Here is an 18685-nt window from a genome sequence, read left to right on the forward strand (position 1 = left end):
TTTATTAAATTCTCGCCAGTTTTGATTTGAAACCTTTGTGAGATGATTGGGTCGAAATGCCTTTAGATAATGTAATCCGTCTCCAGGACGCCCGTTCGAGCGTTTGGGACGATGTCCTTTCTTGCTTGCGTGATTTGCTTCCGGCGAATGGTTTTGGAATGTGGTTTGGAAACAGGAACCTGACTTTGGACTCCATTGAAGACGGGCGCGCCAGGCTGGTCGCTTCCAACGAACTGGTCGCTTCTTGGGTCGATGGGCATTTCAAGGAAGCTCTCCTGTCGGCGTTTCGCCAGGTTTCCGATGTCGTTGATTATACGATTTCCGTTTCTCCGGATAGTCTGGCTTCCCAGGTTCAGGAATTTTCATCGTCCTCGGTCGCTCCGGTCTTAAGCTCCCGAGCGGAAAAAGAGCAGGAACGGGCGAAAAGAAAAGAGGCGCTTCTCGCATCCTTTTACCCGGATTACCGTTTTGACACGTTTGTCGAAGGCGAATCGAACCGGATTGCGCTTGCCATGTGCCGTTCCGTAGCGGAAAATCCGCAGGAATGTTCCATGAACCCGTTCTTTCTTTTCGGCGGACCGGGAGTCGGCAAAACGCACTTGCTCCAGTCCATTGGGCGCTATGCGCTGACGTATGAAACCGCACCGACGGTCGTTTACCGGACAGCCGAACAGTTCCTCAAGGATTTCATGAAAACGCAGAATCCGGATCTTTCTCGGCAGGAACGCGCGGAAGCTTCGGCGGAATTGCGTCGGACGTATGAAGATTCGCAGTTGCTGCTGATGGACGACATCCAGATTTTGGCGGGAATCGGTCATGGAGCGACGGAAAAAGCCCTGTTCCAAGTGTTGCAGGCGCGGGTCAATTCCAAACGGGTGACGGTTTTTAGCGCCGATCGCCGTCCCTCGGAAATACCGAGCTTGTTTGAAGGATTTTCCCGATTTGACGGCAACAGCATCGCCGTAAGCGTGCCCGATCTGATTACCCGCGTAAACATTTTGCGGAGGAAAGCCGCCGCATTGCAAATCCCCGCGGAAGAACGGGAAAAGATTTTCCAGTGGGTCGCGAGACACCAGCAAGGCAATGTCCGGGAAATCGAAGGAGTTGTCGCCAAGCTTTTTGCCTATCACGATTTGTTGGGCATCTCATTGACGTTGGATTTGTTCAAGGAACTTTGCGGCTCGTGCGACACGACCTTGCCGACGGCGAGCGGGAAAAAAGCGGCGATTACGATTTCGTCCATCAAAGAGGTCGTCGCGGCGGCCTCTGGGATTTCCGTCGAATCTCTGACGGCGAATACGCGGGTGCGGTCGGTTTCGGAGCCTCGCAAAATCGCCATGTATTTTTGTCGCCAGCTGACCAAGGAATCGCTGCTGAATATCGGCTTCCAGTTCGGCGGGCGCAATTATGCGACGGTCATCGCGAGCATCAAGGCGGTGGAACGGGAAATGCGCCGGAATCCGGATTACGCCCAGTCGATAGAAAAGATTCGCCAGTCGTTTTCCCTGTAGCGAGCTTCGGCACTTTTCAACGGGTCACTCACCACGACTTGTTCACTTATGGCAAGTTGGAATAATCCATCCGCTCATCATGGGAAAAGTGTGCGCTGCAACGCGTTGATTTGCAAAGAATTGTGAATTTGGCGGCAGGGGAAGGCCGTTAGGTCATTTTTTGTTTACCAAGGGGGCTTAAAAAGTATAAATTTGTAATGTGGAAAAGAATATCTGGACAAAAAAGGGTTTTACCCTGGTAGAAGTGCTGACCGTTGTGATTATCATCGGCATTTTGTCGGCTGCGGGTTATGCCGGTTTGCAGCGGGCTATTGCGAATTCCCGAATAAAGGATGCGGCGTTCAATATGGCGGCATTCATGGAAACCGCTTCGAATAAGGCGCGCCAGTTGAACGATACCGTATGCGTCAAAAAAATTTCGGACAAGCTGCTTGGCATGTATAAAGGCACCTGTGAAAACCCCACGGATGAAATCGACCGCTTGGAAATGGTGGTCGGCGTAAAAATCATTGACGGATCCATGGACGGCTATGATGTACCCAATCTTTCTGACGGTGCGGAGTTTGCTCACCGCTTTGGGCTTTCTGCCGCCCCGGCTGGGTATTTTCTGGCGCAATACGGAAGCGATGATCTCTATGGAATTGCCGTCAAATACAAGGATAAAAACGCCGTAGTTCCCCGGGTGAGTTACGACGGATCTTCCTGGTCGGATTTATAAGAGGCTTTTATGAAACTGCGAAACGGACAGAACGGCAAAAAAGGATTCGGCATTGTGGAAGTGCTGGTTTCTATCGCCGTACTCGGCTTTCTGTATGCGGCGTTGAATCATTTGCAGACCGGGAATCGGGACGCCCTTCTTCGTATTCGCGGTCGGGATGGCGCTATCGAGGTCGCGCAGCAGGTAATCGATTCGTTGAAAAGTGCCGGTGTCAAGTCTCTGTCGGACAAGGACACGGCCTTTGTCATTCCCGAAATTTCACGAACCTGGAAAGGCCAGCCCGGAATCGTTGCGCATGACATGACCGTAAAATATTCGGTAGCCGTCAATGTCTTTTCGGACAAGGATTATGAGGTCTTGACGTCGTCCAAGTATGATAACATTTCGCACATCTATGCGAAACGCTTGCTGGTAACCGTGGAATGGCCTTTTAAGGGGTCGGTACAGTCCATCAATATTTCGGGAGTTGTCCGATGAATAAAAATGGCTTTACATTGATGGAACTTGTCGTTTATATGGCGATGATTGGCATTGTTGTTCTGGTTGCCGGTCAGGCCTTTTCAGACAGCACGAAATTCCGAGTTCGAACTCAAAATATGCTGAAGGCGTCCGTTGAAGCGGAAAATGTCGCTATGCTTTTTAAAGACGATATTGCGCAAATGGGAGCGAAGAGTTCCAAGGAGACGACGATCGCCGGTGCAGATGACGAATTTAGCGAGTCCCATAAGGACGATATTTATATCGACGTTGGCAATGCCGATAAAACAAAAGAGGACTCGTCGTCGTTCCGTTTGGTTTTCAATCCAACGGGCGAAAATTTGGACAGCTTGATTTTTAGAAAAATCCGTTATACGGAAGAGGGAAAGTTTGCGGCGGTTGAAGAAGTCCGCTGGTTTCTGGACAATCAGGATTTAAAACGGAGTTGTGCCATTGTGTCCAAAGCTGCCGGGGAAGACGACGAACCCTGCGCTTCTTCTGGAGCGGGTCTTTCCGATATGGAGGCTGTTGCAGTAACGATGGCGACGAATGTGCGGAAATTCCGCTTGCTTCCGGCGATTCCGGCAATTCGATCCGACGCTTCCAAAATTTCGGATCAGACGGAACAGATGTTCCCCATGGCGGGATTGGACGCGTTTAAAATGGTTTCCCGTTACGGTGAATCCTATTATAATTTTTTGTCGGCGACGAATACGGCTTCGAATGCGGTAACACTCAGCGGGTTTTCTTCCAATTACGACATGAGCGCGCAGACACCGATCGAGGATGGCAAGCAGGTCAATCAGGTTTTTGCTTTTCAGAAAACGGATAATTCGGGAACGTGGGCGACGTTATGTGCCTTGGATTACAATAGTTTCTCGTTCTATAAGGGATTTGAATATGAAATTTATTTTGAAATTCCCTATCCCACAAATAGCGAAGACAAGGCGAGACTTTTTGTTCCCGGGCGCGATCACATGGCGGTAGGATTCCGTGATATGGAGGGAAACCGTCCGGCTCAAATCGATGATTTCCTATTCTATCCGCCGACGACAATCCGGTCCGGTTCTGTCCCGCGGCGCATGCGTTTTTCTGTAAAGGATTCCGTGAAAAATGTCTGTTTGGCTTTTACTTTTGCCAGCTATTCCCCGGACGCGCATAATGGAACAATTACCATTGAAAATCTGAAACTGAGTCAGATTGCCAGTTCCCATTACGAATTTGATGAAGACAAAATCGAAGTGAAACCGCAGGACAAGCAGAACGTCAAGGCGTTCAAATTGCTTCTTACGATAAAGCGTGGCGGCAAAACGGCAAATGATGCCGGGGAAACGGGGGAGATTTCGCTGGTGATTCCTACTCCCAGCAATGGACCGGATGACTGATGAAAGGAGATGGATGGTGCAGAACAAAAAAGGTGTTTCGTTAATCGTTGTGCTTCTTTTTATGCTGGTGGCGACGATCGCTGCCACGGCAACCTACCGCTGGATTACTTCAGAGGAGCGTTCTTCTGCGTCTCGAATGCTTCAAGAGGAAGCGTATCAAAGTTCTGTGGCCGGAATTGAATCGGCGCGTTCCTGGATGGCTTATCATGCCAATGATGTTGGAGCCTTGATTAAGCAATACAAGGATGGTGGCAACAAGCCCATCAAACTGACGAATCGTTTTGTGGAACTTGCGAAAGCCGGGCAAAATTACGACGTTTGGTTGATTGGCGTGAATACGGAAAAGTCCACTTACAAGATGAAAATCCTTTCGGAAGGCCGCGCTCGCAATGGAGCGGCAAAACACAACGAATTGGCGATTATGAATGTGGACGGATTGTATCAGGTTCAAATTCCCAGCAAGAAAAATGACGCCTCTGTCGATTTTGATTATGCGTATTTCGGGGGATCCTATAGCGGAGCCGGAAACGTAAAAGTGACTTCCGCTGTCGTAAACGGAAATTGGAGTGGCAACCCGCAGGAAATCACCAAAAATTTCGTGGTAACGGGAAACGCCACTTTAAGCGGAAACAATGTTAGAGTGGGGCAATTAGCTTGTGTGGGGGGGGATTTTTCCATACAGAACAATGGCTTGACAGGAAATGATTTGTATGTGGGTGGCAATGCTACCGGCAATTTTCAAATGTCTGGTGATGTTTACTTTGACGGCAATGCCGGAACGCAGGAGGGCGGGGAATCTTCGGTTGCGGGTAGCATGACGTTAAATGGTCGCTTTGTCCAACAGGCAAATAAGGCTTTTTCTGTTGGGGCAAATCTTTGCACATCGGAAAAGGGAATGGTCTTTTCGCAGGCGAACGATGCGTCTCATCAGCCGTTTACGGTGAATGGACACGTATGGATGCCGGGCAACTTGAATGTATTCGCTGGAGACGCGGGCAGCTCATCAAATTCGGCTTTGAGAGGCTATAACAATTTTTACTATTATGACAGAATTATTCTTGGCGCACAAGATACCTCCCGGGTTTACATTAAAACGGCCCATCCTGCGTCGGGTTATGAGTCTTTTCGCAAAAGTAAGAAATTTACGGAGACATCCAGCAACAATTATCGCATTTGTTCTCAATCTACAACAACGCCGGTTTGTTTGGAATATGGTTGGTGTGGATGGGGTTGGGGTCGCTGCTGCACAAAATGGGATAATAAGAATACCTGTACGAACTGGACAAATTGGGGCGGCGGCGATTATTTCCCATATGCTGAAAAAGAATCCAATAGATTAACAGATGACAAGTATTACATCTATTTTATGAAAGACGGTGTTAAGGATGTGGAGTTTAAAACGGAGTATAACTCCTATTGGGGTGAAAATATTGCATCCTATTATGTGGGGGGGGCGTTGTTTTATAATTTGTGGGACGTCTGGAATGAATTTAATTACAATTCGGATGCTCCCGGTATTTCGCAATGGTGGACTTTCACCCAACATGCTCTTGATGAAAATGGCGAGGTTCTCAGTTCTCCATATTGCCGGAAAAACGGCTCGTTTTCGAATGGCTCTTCAGATATCAATGCCGCTCGCCCGGTATGCGAAGTAATGCCGTGGTTTAAGTCGAATGGAAAACTTTTCACAACACTGCCGTCCGAGCCGCCATTTGAATGTGCGGAAAAGGTGAAAGACAACTGCGATTCGATTTGGGAAAAGAAACCGGGTTGTGACGGCTCGTCTTATAAGGTGGACGATGTTTTGACGACCGGCTACAAGGAGTTTGAACAATTTGCGAATAAAGGTTGTGCTGCGTCCATTACCGAATGGAATAGCAGTTTGGTTCAAAATTTAAATGACTGCTATAAAAAGAATATAAAGGATGACAAGCAGGAAAATCTTTACAATGGCTACTTGGTCGTGAATGTCCATGGCGGAACCAGCTCGACGAATCCCTCGGGAACTTTGGACGGAAAATTCATCATTATTGCCGAGGATCCCATATACGCACGACTTCCGCCGACGACGAACAATACCTACGTTTTCCTGTATTTGAAAAATGGTGCGGCTAATTTGAACGATGCCACTGTAAAAAATTATTTCATTTTTACTTTGGGAAACATTCAAAACGGCCTGCAATTCAATTTGACTGGGACGATTTATGCGGCGGCTTCGACCTGCGCTGGGCTTGGGGCTTTGCAAAGCTCTTCCATTGAATACAGTGCAGACGTTATTCAAGAGATGACCTCTGCCGGAATTATATGCGATAAAAATCAGGTTGATTGCGGGGGAGTCAAGGGGTCGAGCTCTTCGGGAGCTTCGTCGGCATCTTCAAGTACGGATGAAAGCTTTGGTGCACAGGACGGTTACTATATCGCCACGTCGCCGCAGCTGGGCGTTGCGGTGGAATCGCAATACAAAAATAACGAAAAGGTTGATGATTTGAATTCCGCCGAGTCGGCAAGTCCTTCTTTTATCGTTTTGCCGAGAGTCGTCTATTTGACGCAGCAGGCTCCTGGCCGATTGGAGGACTACTATGGCGTTATTCCGCTGAATACAAAGGCAAAGGTTCTGTCGCCCAGTGTCAGCTGCGATGGCGGAATCTCTACAACGGGAGTGCTATACAACGGGACAAATGATATTCCGGAGGGCTACTATACCTGTCAAGTGACGGGTAGCGTGGAAGGAAATTCTTCAACGGTTCCGTTCTTTGTCGTGGTCAAGGGATCCAGCGCATCGTCCATTTATGTATCCTTCAAGGAACCCAGCGTGAAGGTGGCAAAAGGGGCGGAGGTTACGCTTTCTTTGGTAACGTCTGCGCCAACATCTACAGCACAGGCGGAATACGAAGTCAGCATGTTGAAGCCTTCGGATGCCGACGGTTGGACGATTTCCGCTTTGGATGGCGTAACTTGTTCAGGCAATGTCTGCAAAGTGAAAATCAGTTCCGTAAATTCGGAAACGCCCGTATTCAAGGTTTCCAGTTCGCTGGGAACGGGTTCGTTGACGTTCTTTATCACGGAAAGTTCGGGCTGCCTGCCGGGAACGAACCCGACAGAAACAGTCATCGGTTCTTCCTTTGTTACGGTAACCCGCAAGGAAATTTCGGAGTGCACAGAGCCGGAATGCGTTTCCTATCAAGACGAATTCAGCCGACCTAACTGCACTGCGGACAAAACATGGATAACGGTTTCTGGAACGGACTGCTCACCGTTGGCCGCCAATAATTCTTGGACTTGCGGCGTTTCGGGAAATATTTCTGCGCAGGCTGTCGGAAACATTCCCGTAGGGTGCGAAGCGATTATTCCTGCGATTACGCTGGTGGGACCGTTTGAAGAGAACAGCGCCCAGGTTGTATATGGTTCCCTGAAAGCGAAAAAGTCCAAATTTACCGTCAAATATTCGGGGCCGGGCATTTCTGGAAATCCAGGAATCGTCGTAAATATCTTGGGCTCAACTCGGAACGAGCGCGAAGTCTGCACCTATGACAATGCAAAAGACGATGGCTGCACTTATTCGGTCTATACAGGAGAAGAGGTAAGGCTTTCCTTTGAAAATGAAGAAAAAGAATTTAACTATTGGTCGTGCGAAGGAGGAAATTGCCCGACGGACGTTCTAAAAAATGAAACCTTCTCTATCCCGGCAATTTCCGGGGACAATTCGGTTGTCGCCCACTTTAACGAAAAAGATTCCCATTGCTTCTTTGATGAATTTACGGGCAGCGCAAAGTGCGAATCTAATATCTCGGATTTAGAAACAGCAAAGTATTGCATTAGTACGTCCGGCAAAGAGGCAAACGCAAAATGGTTTGCTGCGAAAGCTTCGAACCTGGATGTCGATGATGTGCTGGAAGCTTTGGACTATTCGGAGGGCAGGATTTCTTTGAAGAAGGGTGCCGTGGATAAAATGGAGGCCAATAAGCCGGCTGTCGTCATTATGAGTTCTGTCGATGCTGGCCTTTATGGGACGTTGACTGCGCAGTTCATGGTTCCCCGAATGGGTTCCGGCTCGAATATTTCCAGTGCGACGGTAAAGCAGTCGGGTTTTGTTCTGCGAGCCGATGTAACCGGTCAGTCGTTTTGGCTTTTGAATATTTACGCCAATTCTTCTGGAAACCTGGCTGCTAGAGTTTGTCTTCTCGGAGGAGACTGCTTGAAGGAAAAGGAATTGTTGACGTCCGGAAACAGTTCCATTTCCATTGGTTCCACGGAAATTGTCTCTATGAATGCGAAAATTCAGCCGGGTGCTTCGGGAGACGAACTGGTTCTTACCGTTGTTTCCGGCTATTCGGGAAATACGACAACCAACGCTGTATTCAATTTGCGGGAATTGTCTTCTCCCGCCGCATTCTCGGATCGTTCGCACCAGTATGTCGGCTTTGCCCTTTCCGACCCGAACTTCAAACTTTACGACATCGGCTGGAGCAGCGAAGACTACGGTTCGCAGTGCTGGGACACACCTCCGACAATCAAGTGCTCGTTTAAAGCCGCTTATGTTGGCGGAATCGTGCCCAAGGACAAGGATTCGAAACCGTGGGTCGGTTTTTCAAGCTGGTTTGATGCGCACAGCTGCACTCCGACGTTCTGGTACAAGGGAAACGATGCCTGCGGGGGTTCGGGCGTGGATTATGTGCAATGCTATGCTGATTATTCTTTTGGCGAATCGGGTGCCCACGGCTATATGGAAAATGACAATGAAATTAAAATGGCCAAGGCTCAAGTTTCAAATTGCGGTTCCTATTCAACGGAAAGCGCGCAGATGGCAGCACTGACAGGAGAGGCGACCTGCGGATCTTTCTGGGTTGGCGAACAAACGAATTGCCATGAGGATGTTCTTTTTGAAAGTGCAAATGGCTCTGCGGAATATTTTGTGCCAAGTTCGGGAATGGCCTCCAACTTGCGGGATGCCGTGCTGGTTGTGGAATTGGAAAACGAGTCGGCTGCCGAAATCCACGTTTCATTGTGCAGCCAAAGTTCGGAAGATTCCTACACGTATGGCGGCGATCAGATTTGTTCATTGCCGTTTTCGACAAATGATTCCGGAAAATTGACATTCCGCTTAGCGGATGTGGAAAATGTCGATGGCTTCGATATTGAAAAGATTCGAGGCGTCTATGTGAAGAATATGGAATCGGGAAAATCGATCGGGATTAAATCCGTCCAGTCTTCGTGCGATCATGTGTTGAAAATCAAGAGCTGCTCTGCGGCTTATAATGGCGGAATCTGGAACATTTCTGCAGAAATGGAAAATGCCGAAGATGCGCTTTCTTATGAAATTGTGCAGAAAGTCGATGGTTCAGAAAAGGCAACGAAAACGGACAACTGTTCCGGGCAGAATACATGCAAGATGACAGGAAACAAATACGAATACGATTGGCTGGAAAATCTTGATGACTATGCAAGCAATTTGGGAAAATCTTATCAATTTGAGATTACGCCTAAAGGAAATCATGGAGAGGCTGCTGGTTCGCCTTGCTTAACCGATTCTGTTACAGCAGGAGCCATTACCGCTTCGTGCCACATTGAAAAAACATCTGTCGAGCAGGGAAAGGGAATACCCGTGGTTACGTATTCACTTAAAAATTGCCCGGATAACAAATGTGGCTATAAAATTATGCTGGACAGCGAAACCTCAGTTGGCGAAAATAGCCAGACAGGCAATTTTGAAAACTATAATACCGTGTACAATGTGGCGAATATTTCGGATGCGTTGGTGGTAGGGGAACACTCCATTACTATGGAATCGACGAACCCGAATCGGCCTTTTGATTTGGTCAAGTGCGGGTCTTTCTCGGTAAATGAATCCACGGGTAACTCCAGCAGCTCTTCGGAAGCCGTTTCTTCGAGCAGCAGCGCGGGGGCGATAACGGCGACGTGCAATGTGATGTACAATAGTGCTGCTGTTTCGACTATTTATACGAATGTGAGTTATACATGGAATGTGACGAATATTTCGGGAGCTTCTGGTGATTTTGATCCCACTTTGCAAATTACAGCAACGGGATATTCGCAAAAAATTAATTGTGGTACGAGCGGTTGTTGGAATAATGGATTTACCACACCGATTACGCCGGGTAGTTATGAATACAAATTGATTTACGATGAGAATGTTATTTGTTCTGCGACTTTTGAAGTTAAACCCGCGTTAACCTGTTCCGTGGATAAAACGGAAATTGGTTTGGGAGAAAGCTTTACGTTATCTACAGTTTATGCAGGTAATGCTTGGAATTGTGAACTTTCCGGGAATGGCGCGACAAGTGCCTGCAATTCTTCCCATACGATTACGCCGACGGCACTCGGGTCGCAAACTTATGTGTATAAGGTAACCAACGGAAGTATGGGATATGCGGAATGTTCTGTGGATGTGTCTGTAGAGGAACCTCCTCCGACAATCACCTGCCCGGACGATATGACAAAGCCTATCGGGGCTACGGTTTCTGTTACGCCGAAATCCTTAAGCGGTTGCGCTAGCGGTTGTTCTTGGACAATTGATGGGGCGGGGGCTTCGGGAAGCGGCTATACGGGTGGCGCAGTTTCCTTTACGGGGGCAAGCTCTGCAGGAACCCAAAGCTATACATTTAACGTGTCCAATTCCAAAGGAAGCGCAAGTTGCAACTTTAATGTGGAATACTCTGCAAGTGCTACGATTGACATAACAGCATCATATGGATCATATCAGTCTTATACCCCAGGTAAGTGCTATTCGATTACAATGGCTGGAGGTAGCGTTTGGAGATGTACTGCAGGAAGTTGGAGTACAACAAGATTTATCGGAGTATTTAACTCTAGTAATTTTAATATTGAGGCTTGGCAGACTCAGGCGACCACTACTAATCCGGGTTCAGGATCTGTTGTGGAATTTTGTGTCGATGACAATGCTCCTGCAGATTTGCAATGTACAAACGATTGGTGAGTAAATTTTCTTTTTGAAACATTTGCCGTTTTTTGTAAAAATCATCATTTCCTCTGCTCTTGGGCAGGGGAAATTTTTTTCAAAAATTCTTGACGTTTTTTTTTAGATTTTCTAAAATTGCGCCAGAATTTTCACTGCGTATAATGGTTCAGCGTGAAATCCGATGGGTTTTATTGCAAAACTTCCACAGAACAAAAAAGAATTTTCGCTGTTTCTTTTTATCATTTCTTTTATTTCAATGAACATCATCGCACCTCTAATCACTTGTTTTTGAAATGGGCTTTAGTTGTAGGGGTTTGGATCTCATTGTGGATTCCAGAAAAAGACGCCATTTGATTTTGTGAAAAACGAGTATTCGTTTCGAGCGTCAGAAGCGGACGGCAATTCTGTCTCCGAGTGGACTTGTTTGACATAGAATGAATAGAGCTCAAAGAAGTTGAAATGGGGCGTTAGTGATTTGACGTTGTCATGATGTTGCATTTTAAAATGGGGATTAGGTTGATAGGAATGCTGGCGAGTTTTCTTTTTATATATTTGATATCATGATTCTCTCATTTTCCCTTAAAAATTTTGGTTGTATAGAAAAAGCCGAGGCAGGTTCTCTTGCTCAAATCAATTTGATTGTCGGCCCAAATTCAGTGGGTAAATCGATTTTGCTAAAGGCTCTTTATTCTGGCGTAAAGTCTGCTGAAATGTATAAACGAGGGAAAGATGATCGTTCGTTCTATTCTATCTTCTCCGAAAAATTGAGATGGGTTTTTCAGCTCGATTCCCTTTCCGAGATCGTTCGGGTCGGGCAAAATTCGCCTGCGGAATTTGAATGGCGAACTTCCGAAGAACATTTGTCCATAAAAATTTCATCCGAAGGCAAATTGACTTTCGGCGAAGATTCTCCAAAACCGAGAAATGTAAATTCTGTCTTTATTCCGGCGAAGGAAGTGATATCGCTTCAATCCATTATCAACAAGGCTCGATATGTGGACAAAATCTTTGGATTTGATGAAACCTATTCGGATTTGTGCACCGCTTTGTCGCTTCCGACAACAAAGGGAAAGAATTATAAAAACTTTGCGCATTCCCGCAAAGAATTGAAGGGGGTGACCGGCGGCATTGTTTTCTTTAACAAGAAGAAAAGTAGATGGATGTTTAGCAAGGACGATATTACGCTTCCGATAGAATTGGCGTCCGATGGAATCAAGAAAATTGGCATTCTGGATACGCTGCTCGGAAATCGCTATTTGTCGCCGAAGTCTGTCGTTTTTATTGACGAAATAGAATCGTCTCTGCATCCTGCAGCCATATCGAAACTTTTGGATATTGTTTTTCAGTTGTCGAAGACGGGAATTCAATTTTTTATTAGCTCGCACTCCTACTTTGTCGTAAAGAAACTGTATTTGATTGCCTTGGAAAATGAAATAGACATTCCCATTTTATCCTTGGGCGAAAATTTAACATTGAACAACTTGAAGGACGGAATTCCGGAAGACAACGAAATTATTGCCGAGTCCATCCGTCTTTACGAACAGGAAATTCGGCTATGACAGAAGAGGTGAAGATAACAGAATCGGGAATGACTTTCGTGCTTCCGAAAGAAAAATTGTTTTATATCGAACCGTATGCTCAAAAGAATGATTTTAAATTGAAAACAGTTGAGTTTGTTTGGTGGGAAAATAACGAGATGCGGTTTATCGAAGCCAAGTCTTCCGCCCCGAATGCAAAATCGGGAAATTCCGCATTGCCTGAATATATAAGCACCATATCTGAAAAATGGATAAATTCTATCCATATTGCTGCCAGCAAATTTCTAGGAGTTCTTCCCGGCGAATCGAACAATTTGAAAAACTGGGGTAATATTCGGCTTAAACTTTATTTGGTTTTAGGAACAAATGCGAACGGGCAAAATTTTAGAAAGGAATGGCTCCCGGATTTACAAAACGCTTTTAACAGGAATGGAAATTTAAAAAGCTGGCGTAAAGTCTGGAGTCCAAAAGACGCCAATTGGATAAAAGTCGTGAATGAAGAAATGGCTCGAAAAATAGGGATTCTTCCGGCTAGATAAGTCCCCAGATTCAAATCATAATTTTCCCTTTTCGTTTGTGGATTCCAGAAAAAGACGCCATTTGATTTTGTGAAAAACGAGTATTCGTTTCGAGCGTCAGAAGCGGACGGCAATCCCGGCACCGTTAGGGTAGAAATAAAAAGAAACGCGGTCTTCGCTTTTGCCGTCGCGAAGGTTGGCAAAGCTTTTTCCCACCGTGCGGCCAATGGCAAAGCCGACAAGGGCTCCCGCAAAAATATCGCTCTCCCAATGCGCCATAAAAGACATGCTGGCCCCGATAAGCAGGGAATAGGCGATGGCTCCGATGCGAATCGCCGCATTTTCGGGGTAGAGGGTCGCAAGAGTTGTCGCCATGGCGACCGCTGTTGCCGTGTGTCCCGAAGGCCAGCCGTCAAAAATGCCCCCGCGCCAGATTCCCCATTTGAAATCCCCGCTGTAGTCCTTTTGGTAATCTTTGTCTCCATCGGCGGCGTCGGCAACGTGGGGCGGCGTGCGCCCCGTAAAAATCTTGGCAAAGCTGGTGACGCCAAATCCGAGAATGGCGGCTTGACCGACCGCGATTCCGGCGATTTGGATTTCGCGGCTGTCGCTTCCCCAATACATCGACAGGGGAACGATGAACGGCGCGAGCGATCCGATGACGCCTCCGGGAAGAGTCGCCCACGTAGCAAGAGCTTCGTGTCGAACGCAAAAACGGTTCCATTTCCAGTCGGCTCCGCTTTCCACCAGCCCGTAAGTCCCGGCGGCACCGAGCGCCCAATGCGCCCCATAGCCATAGGTGAATGCGCCCAGGGCGTTCCACCCGAACTGGTGAAACAAAGTGGGGAAGAGCGGGACGCGTTCCGGCTGTTCGATGGCGGCGAAAGCAGAGGTTGCCAGAATCCAAAAGAAAATAATCGGCAGCGCAAAGGAAAATTTCATTTTGATAAGATAATACTTTGAGTGGACTTCAAGTCAAGGGGCTTTTTCTTTCGCAAGGGGGAACTCGGTTATCAGTAATCAGTTCCTACTCCCAACTTCCAACTAATCACTGATCACTAGTTGCTAACCCCTAATCCCTAACCATGGTTTGACAAGCTCACCAATCCCTAACCAAGCAAATCGGGTGGAGATTATAAGTCCCATATCATTTGATACAAACGGGAAAATGTGGATAGAGAGCAAAATATCATTTGATACAAGCCAGAAAATGTGGATAGGGAGCAAAATATCATTTGATACAAGCCAGAAAATGTGGATAGGGAGCAAATATCATTTGATACAAGCCAGAAAATGTGGATAGGGAGCAAAATATCATTTGATACAAGCCGGAAATGTGGATAGACTGCCAAATATCATTTGATACAAACGGGAAAATGTGGATAGAGAGCAAAATATCATTTGATACAAGCCGGAAGTGTGGATAGACTGCCAAATATCATTGGAAATTATATACAATCTTCCTTCAAATCCCCTCAAATAAATTTTTTTTCAAAGCGTGAATTTCCTTTTCACAAGGGGAATTTCTTTTCGCAGACTGCGAGGTGCTCGCTTACCCATGAGTCTTGGGAACTTGTTCCCTTAGACGAATTGTGCAAAGCCCCATGAGCCTTGGAAGCTCTGCTTCCTTTAGACGAATTGTCCCTTCCAGGGATACTTCAACTACGGAATCGGAGATTCCAAGTTTCAGGGATGCAAAGCCGAAACAATCCTTGCTGGCTCCGCGTCATTGCGAGGCGCAAAGCGCCGTGGCAATCCTATTTGCGGAAAAAAGGATTGCTTCTACACTTCGAGTATAACTCCACTAAGGTAACAAAGTTACCAAGTGTCGTATATCCACATAGAGGATAACTCCACTAAGTCAATAAATTGACAAGTGTCGTATAACCCCTGTGGGGTTCGCAATGACAGTCGCTTTCAAATATGGCTGTTTTTCTCCTTGGCGGGTTCGCAATGACAACTGCAGCCTGCACATTTTGTAGCTGTTTTCACGTGCACACGAGTCGAAACTTTTTGCGGCGGGTAATTTTTATATGCAAACGCGCTAAACCCGGTTTGCTTTGACAAGCGGTTACCGAGTATCGCGCCGTCTGCGAGAAAATTTCTATTTCTGCTCCCCTTTGACTCCCGAATATCCGGTATTTAAAAACTCCTCCCTTGGAAAGGGCAAAGCAAAAAGTATATTTAGGCGGAAATTTGGGAACCCGCTATGAAATTCCTATACATCTTGGTCAGCAACGATAGCGATATTTTCTATGAACAGACTTTGGCTTCTGTCCATTCGCTGAAGCATTACAATCCAGAAGCTTTTGTTACACTTCTTGTGGATGATAAAACCGATAAAACGTTGTTCGGCTTCCGTGCTGAAATCAAAAAATTCATCCAAGAATATAAGGTCGTTCCTTTTGACGAAAAAATTTCTAATAAAGAACGCTCCCGCCGCTTGAAAACGAATATGCGGAATTTGTTGGAGGGGGATTTTCTTTATATCGACGGAGATACGGCGATTACAGATAAATTGGAACTTTCTCTTGACGAAGACGCCGATATTGCTGCGGTTTCTGACTTGCACGCTCGAGAAAACGATTCCTATCACGTCCGGCACAAGAAAAACAACGCGGATAAAAAGACGCTAGGATTTACTCTTTCTTTAAAGGATCTTTTTTTTAATGGCGGCGTGATTTATGCCAAGGATTCACCGAAAGCCCATGCGTTTTTTGACAAATGGCATGAACTCTATCTTTTTTGTGCTTCCCGCGGCATTTATACGGACCAGATTTCGTTGAATGAAACGAATCATCTTTTAGGGCTTCCCATTCGGGAACTTCCAGGAACGTGGAATTGCCAGGTCCGCGAAGCTTATAATCATCTATATCGCGTGAAAACGATTTATCCATTGCTATGTCAAGCGAAAATCGTTCATTTTTTTGGCTCGGGAATTGATGGCAAGCGAGAACCGCATCCCCTGATGCGAAAGGATTTTTTTGAATCTATTAAGCGCAACGAAAAAATAGATGAAAGGTCTCGGCAAATTATCTGCAATGCTAAAATGGAATTTGCTTTTGCTCCAGAAACCCTTGATGCGAAAATGCGCTTCCCGCTGTTTTTTATCTATCGTCAATTTCCGCGGATGGCAGAATTATTATTGAAAGAAAAAAAAACACTCTCTTTGGCGGTCATCTATAATTCAAAATTCAAAGCCAGTGAATTTGTTATTCAGGGAATTACGCTTCCAGATGTCGAAAAGATTCCTCTTCATTTTCAGAATAACCGTTTGAGCTATGCGCTTTATGGATTGTTTTTGCACTTGCATATTTTTTCTTTAGCATTTTTTTTCCGCTATTCCCGAAAGACCCGGAAAAAACTGAAATCTCTTTGTGGAGATGTTTTTTGCTGGGATTGTTGTTCGCTTCAGGAATATCCTGTGTTGAATAAGGGCTTGCATTCTGCTCGCCGAAAAAAGGTGTTTTTTTGGAATCCCTTATCCCGCTGGCATTCGTTTCCGCATTTTATTCAAAAGCAAGTGGACTTTTTAAAAAATCAGAATTTTAACTTTTACACGATTGAAGCGAAGGATGCGCAAGCCTATTCTCTGGAACTTGTCAAAAACGTCAATCGGAAATGTGATGAGCCGGAGAATGTTTCTATTCGGCAGGATTTTTATTTTATTGGAAAAGAGAAAAAAAGAAAAGAAACAATATCCCTTTTGGAACGCGCTTTGCAAAAAAGAGGATTCCGAACCTTATTCTATTTAGTGAAAGACAAATGCGATGCGATTTCTCTGGATGAAAATGTACGCCATTCGCAGGAATCCGCTTGTATTGTGGATATCGTTGATGAAAATCAATCGGCATTTACGCTCCGACCTTTTGATGCGTTATTCTTAAAGCGGAAACTTTTGACCAATTCTTGGCAAATAGAACAGGCGGATTTTTATCATCCGTCGAACATATACATTATTAAAAATAATTCTTTGGATGGCGTTGAAGATTTTATGAAAGAACCCTATCGGGAAATCGACCCGCAAATTATTGCGCAGTATGAAGTCAATCAGTGGCTGCAAAATTTCCCAGGAGTTTCTTTAATTTCGACTGGACGATGATGGATTCCATACAGACCGATCAAAAATTTTTGATGAAAAGTACGCTGTTTACTTTTTTGGGTTCCGCCCTGAAAGTCATCGCGGCCGTTTTGACGATTGTCGTTGCGCGCGTTTTTGGCAAGGAACTTTTTGGCATTTACGTTTCCACGCAGCTTCTGGTTTTGACGCTTAGCCGTGTGGCGATTCTCGGGCTCGACAAGGGACTCCACCGCTATTTGCCGCAGAACAAGGTGTGCGGGCGTATTTTATACGAAGGTATCGCCGAGTCGTTGCGGTTTGCGCTTGTTGTGGCTTTGATTATTTCTTCTCTCCTTTGGATGGGTTCTTTTTTCAATTTGCAAAGGTTTTCGACGGGGCTTGCCATGCTTTCGTCGGCGGAAATCTCCCTCTACGTCCTTTCGGTGATTCCTTATACGGCGCTGTTGCTTTTTGCCGGGGCTTCGGAGGGGAACCGTCGTCCGCAATACAAGATTTTCATTAACGATTTTGCGGTAACGACTCTTTCTCCGGTGATAGCGTTGGCTTTTTACTTTGCGGGAATCTCGGGAAAATTTGCGCTGCCTCTCGGCTTTTTTATGGCCAATATATTGGGCGTTATGGTGTATTTCTTTTTGATGAAAATGCAGTTTCCGGAGCTTCGTTTTTTGCAGAAGAAGAAAATCCCGAAGGAACTTCTGGATTTTTCGCTGCCTCTCGGCTTTGCCGAAATTGTCGCCGCTTTTTTGCTTCGCGTGGACCTTTGGATGGTGCTTGCGCTTATCGGTCCGGAAGCCGCTGGTATTTATGCGGTCATGGTTACGATTTCAAATGGACTGAAAACCATTCGCCAAAGCTACAATCCGATTTTGCAGCCGGTCGTTGCATCGATGTCTGCGGAACGCCTGAAAACCGATTTGAAACCCGTTTTTTCGTATTGCGTTTCGATGGTGACACTTATCCAGTTGGGTATCGGATTCTTTATCGTGTTTTTTCCGGAACAGACGATGCTGATTGCTGGCAAGTCTTTTATTACCGAGGAAAATCCTGTCGCGGTTTTGGGAATTCTGATTATCGGCAATTTGATTAACGGCTTTTTTGGACTTTCTGGCGCGGTCATCAACGGTTTAGGTAAAAGCAAATTCATGTTGATGATGAATGTGGTTTCGCTCATTTTTGCGCTGGCGATGAACCGTTTGCTGATTCCGGTTCTGGGCATTGCGGGGGCGGCACTTTCGTCGATGTCCTACCAAATTTTGCAAAGCATCTGGATGAATATCTATTTGAAAAAAATGGGATTCTGGCTTTATCAGAAATTTCTTTGGGGGCAGGTGTTTTGGATGGCGCTCCTGGTGGCGTTTTATGTTTATTTGCAGCTCGCCCCCTCGCCTTCGCTTTCTTTGAAGGCGGTCGTGTATGCGGTTTTGCTTCTTTTGTTGCTGTGGACGTTTTGGAAACAGGGGCTTTCCGGCTATAAAAAGGGCGTAGCGCAAAATTCTTCAAAGAAAAATTAGAGGTTTCGG

At 46.0% G+C, this 18685-nt stretch carries 10 protein-coding genes; 9 read left to right on the forward strand and 1 reads right to left on the reverse strand.

The features are described 5' to 3' along the window. Positions 1-56: 56 nt before the first annotated feature. From B5D40_RS01005 to B5D40_RS01035, 7 genes are all read left to right on the forward strand, one after another. Positions 57-1511 carry a DnaA ATPase domain-containing protein gene (locus B5D40_RS01005; RefSeq protein WP_078775386.1) on the forward strand — a complete coding sequence of 485 codons (1455 nt, stop codon included), beginning with the start codon at positions 57-59 and terminating at the stop codon, positions 1509-1511. Between the two features lie 199 nt (positions 1512-1710). Then, positions 1711-2229, forward strand: coding sequence for a pilus assembly FimT family protein (locus B5D40_RS01010; protein WP_158222127.1), 519 nt, complete (start codon positions 1711-1713; stop codon positions 2227-2229). A 9-nt stretch (positions 2230-2238) separates the two neighbouring features. After that, the gene (locus B5D40_RS01015; RefSeq protein ID WP_078775388.1) at positions 2239-2706 is read left to right on the forward strand and encodes a type IV pilus modification PilV family protein; all 468 of its coding nucleotides are present in this window, start codon (positions 2239-2241) and stop codon (positions 2704-2706) included. After that, positions 2703-4091, forward strand: a complete 1389-nt coding sequence (locus tag B5D40_RS01020) for a PulJ/GspJ family protein (protein ID WP_078775389.1) — start codon at positions 2703-2705, stop codon at positions 4089-4091. Before B5D40_RS01015 ends, B5D40_RS01020 begins: the two co-directional genes overlap by 4 nt. Before the next feature lie 13 nt (positions 4092-4104). Next, a complete protein-coding gene (locus B5D40_RS01025; RefSeq protein ID WP_143394415.1) occupies positions 4105-11046 on the forward strand; it encodes a pilus assembly PilX family protein in 6942 nt (2313 codons plus the stop codon). 542 nt (positions 11047-11588) lie between these two features. Further along, entirely contained in the window at positions 11589-12587 is a 999-nt protein-coding gene (locus tag B5D40_RS01030; RefSeq protein WP_078775391.1) for an AAA family ATPase, read from the forward strand. Further along, on the forward strand, positions 12584-13105 hold the full coding sequence (locus B5D40_RS01035) for a hypothetical protein (RefSeq protein ID WP_078775392.1): 522 nt from the start codon (positions 12584-12586) through the stop codon (positions 13103-13105). Before B5D40_RS01030 ends, B5D40_RS01035 begins: the two co-directional genes overlap by 4 nt. A 96-nt stretch (positions 13106-13201) precedes the next feature. Here the strand turns inward: B5D40_RS01035 and B5D40_RS01040 are convergent, their stop codons facing one another. Further along, complete coding sequence (locus B5D40_RS01040) at positions 13202-14026, reverse strand: phosphatase PAP2 family protein (protein ID WP_078775393.1); 825 nt, start codon at positions 14024-14026, stop codon at positions 13202-13204. Positions 14027-15293: 1267 nt separating this feature from the next. Here B5D40_RS01040 and B5D40_RS01045 point away from each other — a divergent pair. Both B5D40_RS01045 and B5D40_RS01050 read left to right on the forward strand, forming a co-directional pair. After that, positions 15294-17186: a WaaS/CpsH family glycosyltransferase gene (locus B5D40_RS01045; protein WP_078775394.1), complete on the forward strand. Its 1893-nt coding sequence runs from the start codon at positions 15294-15296 to the stop codon at positions 17184-17186. Continuing rightward, on the forward strand, positions 17183-18676 hold the full coding sequence (locus B5D40_RS01050; RefSeq protein WP_078775395.1) for an oligosaccharide flippase family protein: 1494 nt from the start codon (positions 17183-17185) through the stop codon (positions 18674-18676). Before B5D40_RS01045 ends, B5D40_RS01050 begins: the two co-directional genes overlap by 4 nt. The last annotated feature ends 9 nt before the right edge of the window (positions 18677-18685 follow it).

It is taken from the genome of Fibrobacter intestinalis (genome assembly GCF_900167415.1).
GTDB lineage: Bacteria > Fibrobacterota > Fibrobacteria > Fibrobacterales > Fibrobacteraceae > Hallerella > Hallerella intestinalis.

Bases quoted from the DNA above. Each gene is read 5' to 3' on its own strand.
- B5D40_RS01035 (WP_078775392.1), top strand. From the start codon at position 12,584: ATGACAGAAGAGGTGAAGATAACAGAATCGGGAATGACTTTCGTGCTT.
- B5D40_RS01045 (WP_078775394.1), top strand. From the start codon at position 15,294: ATGAAATTCCTATACATCTTGGTCAGCAACGATAGCGATATTTTCTAT.
- B5D40_RS01015 (WP_078775388.1), top strand. From the start codon at position 2,239: ATGAAACTGCGAAACGGACAGAACGGCAAAAAAGGATTCGGCATTGTG.
- B5D40_RS01050 (WP_078775395.1), top strand. From the start codon at position 17,183: ATGATGGATTCCATACAGACCGATCAAAAATTTTTGATGAAAAGTACG.
- B5D40_RS01020 (WP_078775389.1), top strand. From the start codon at position 2,703: ATGAATAAAAATGGCTTTACATTGATGGAACTTGTCGTTTATATGGCG.
- B5D40_RS01025 (WP_143394415.1), top strand. From the start codon at position 4,105: ATGGTGCAGAACAAAAAAGGTGTTTCGTTAATCGTTGTGCTTCTTTTT.
- B5D40_RS01030 (WP_078775391.1), top strand. From the start codon at position 11,589: ATGATTCTCTCATTTTCCCTTAAAAATTTTGGTTGTATAGAAAAAGCC.
- B5D40_RS01040 (WP_078775393.1), bottom strand. From the start codon at position 14,026: ATGAAATTTTCCTTTGCGCTGCCGATTATTTTCTTTTGGATTCTGGCA.
- B5D40_RS01005 (WP_078775386.1), top strand. From the start codon at position 57: ATGCCTTTAGATAATGTAATCCGTCTCCAGGACGCCCGTTCGAGCGTT.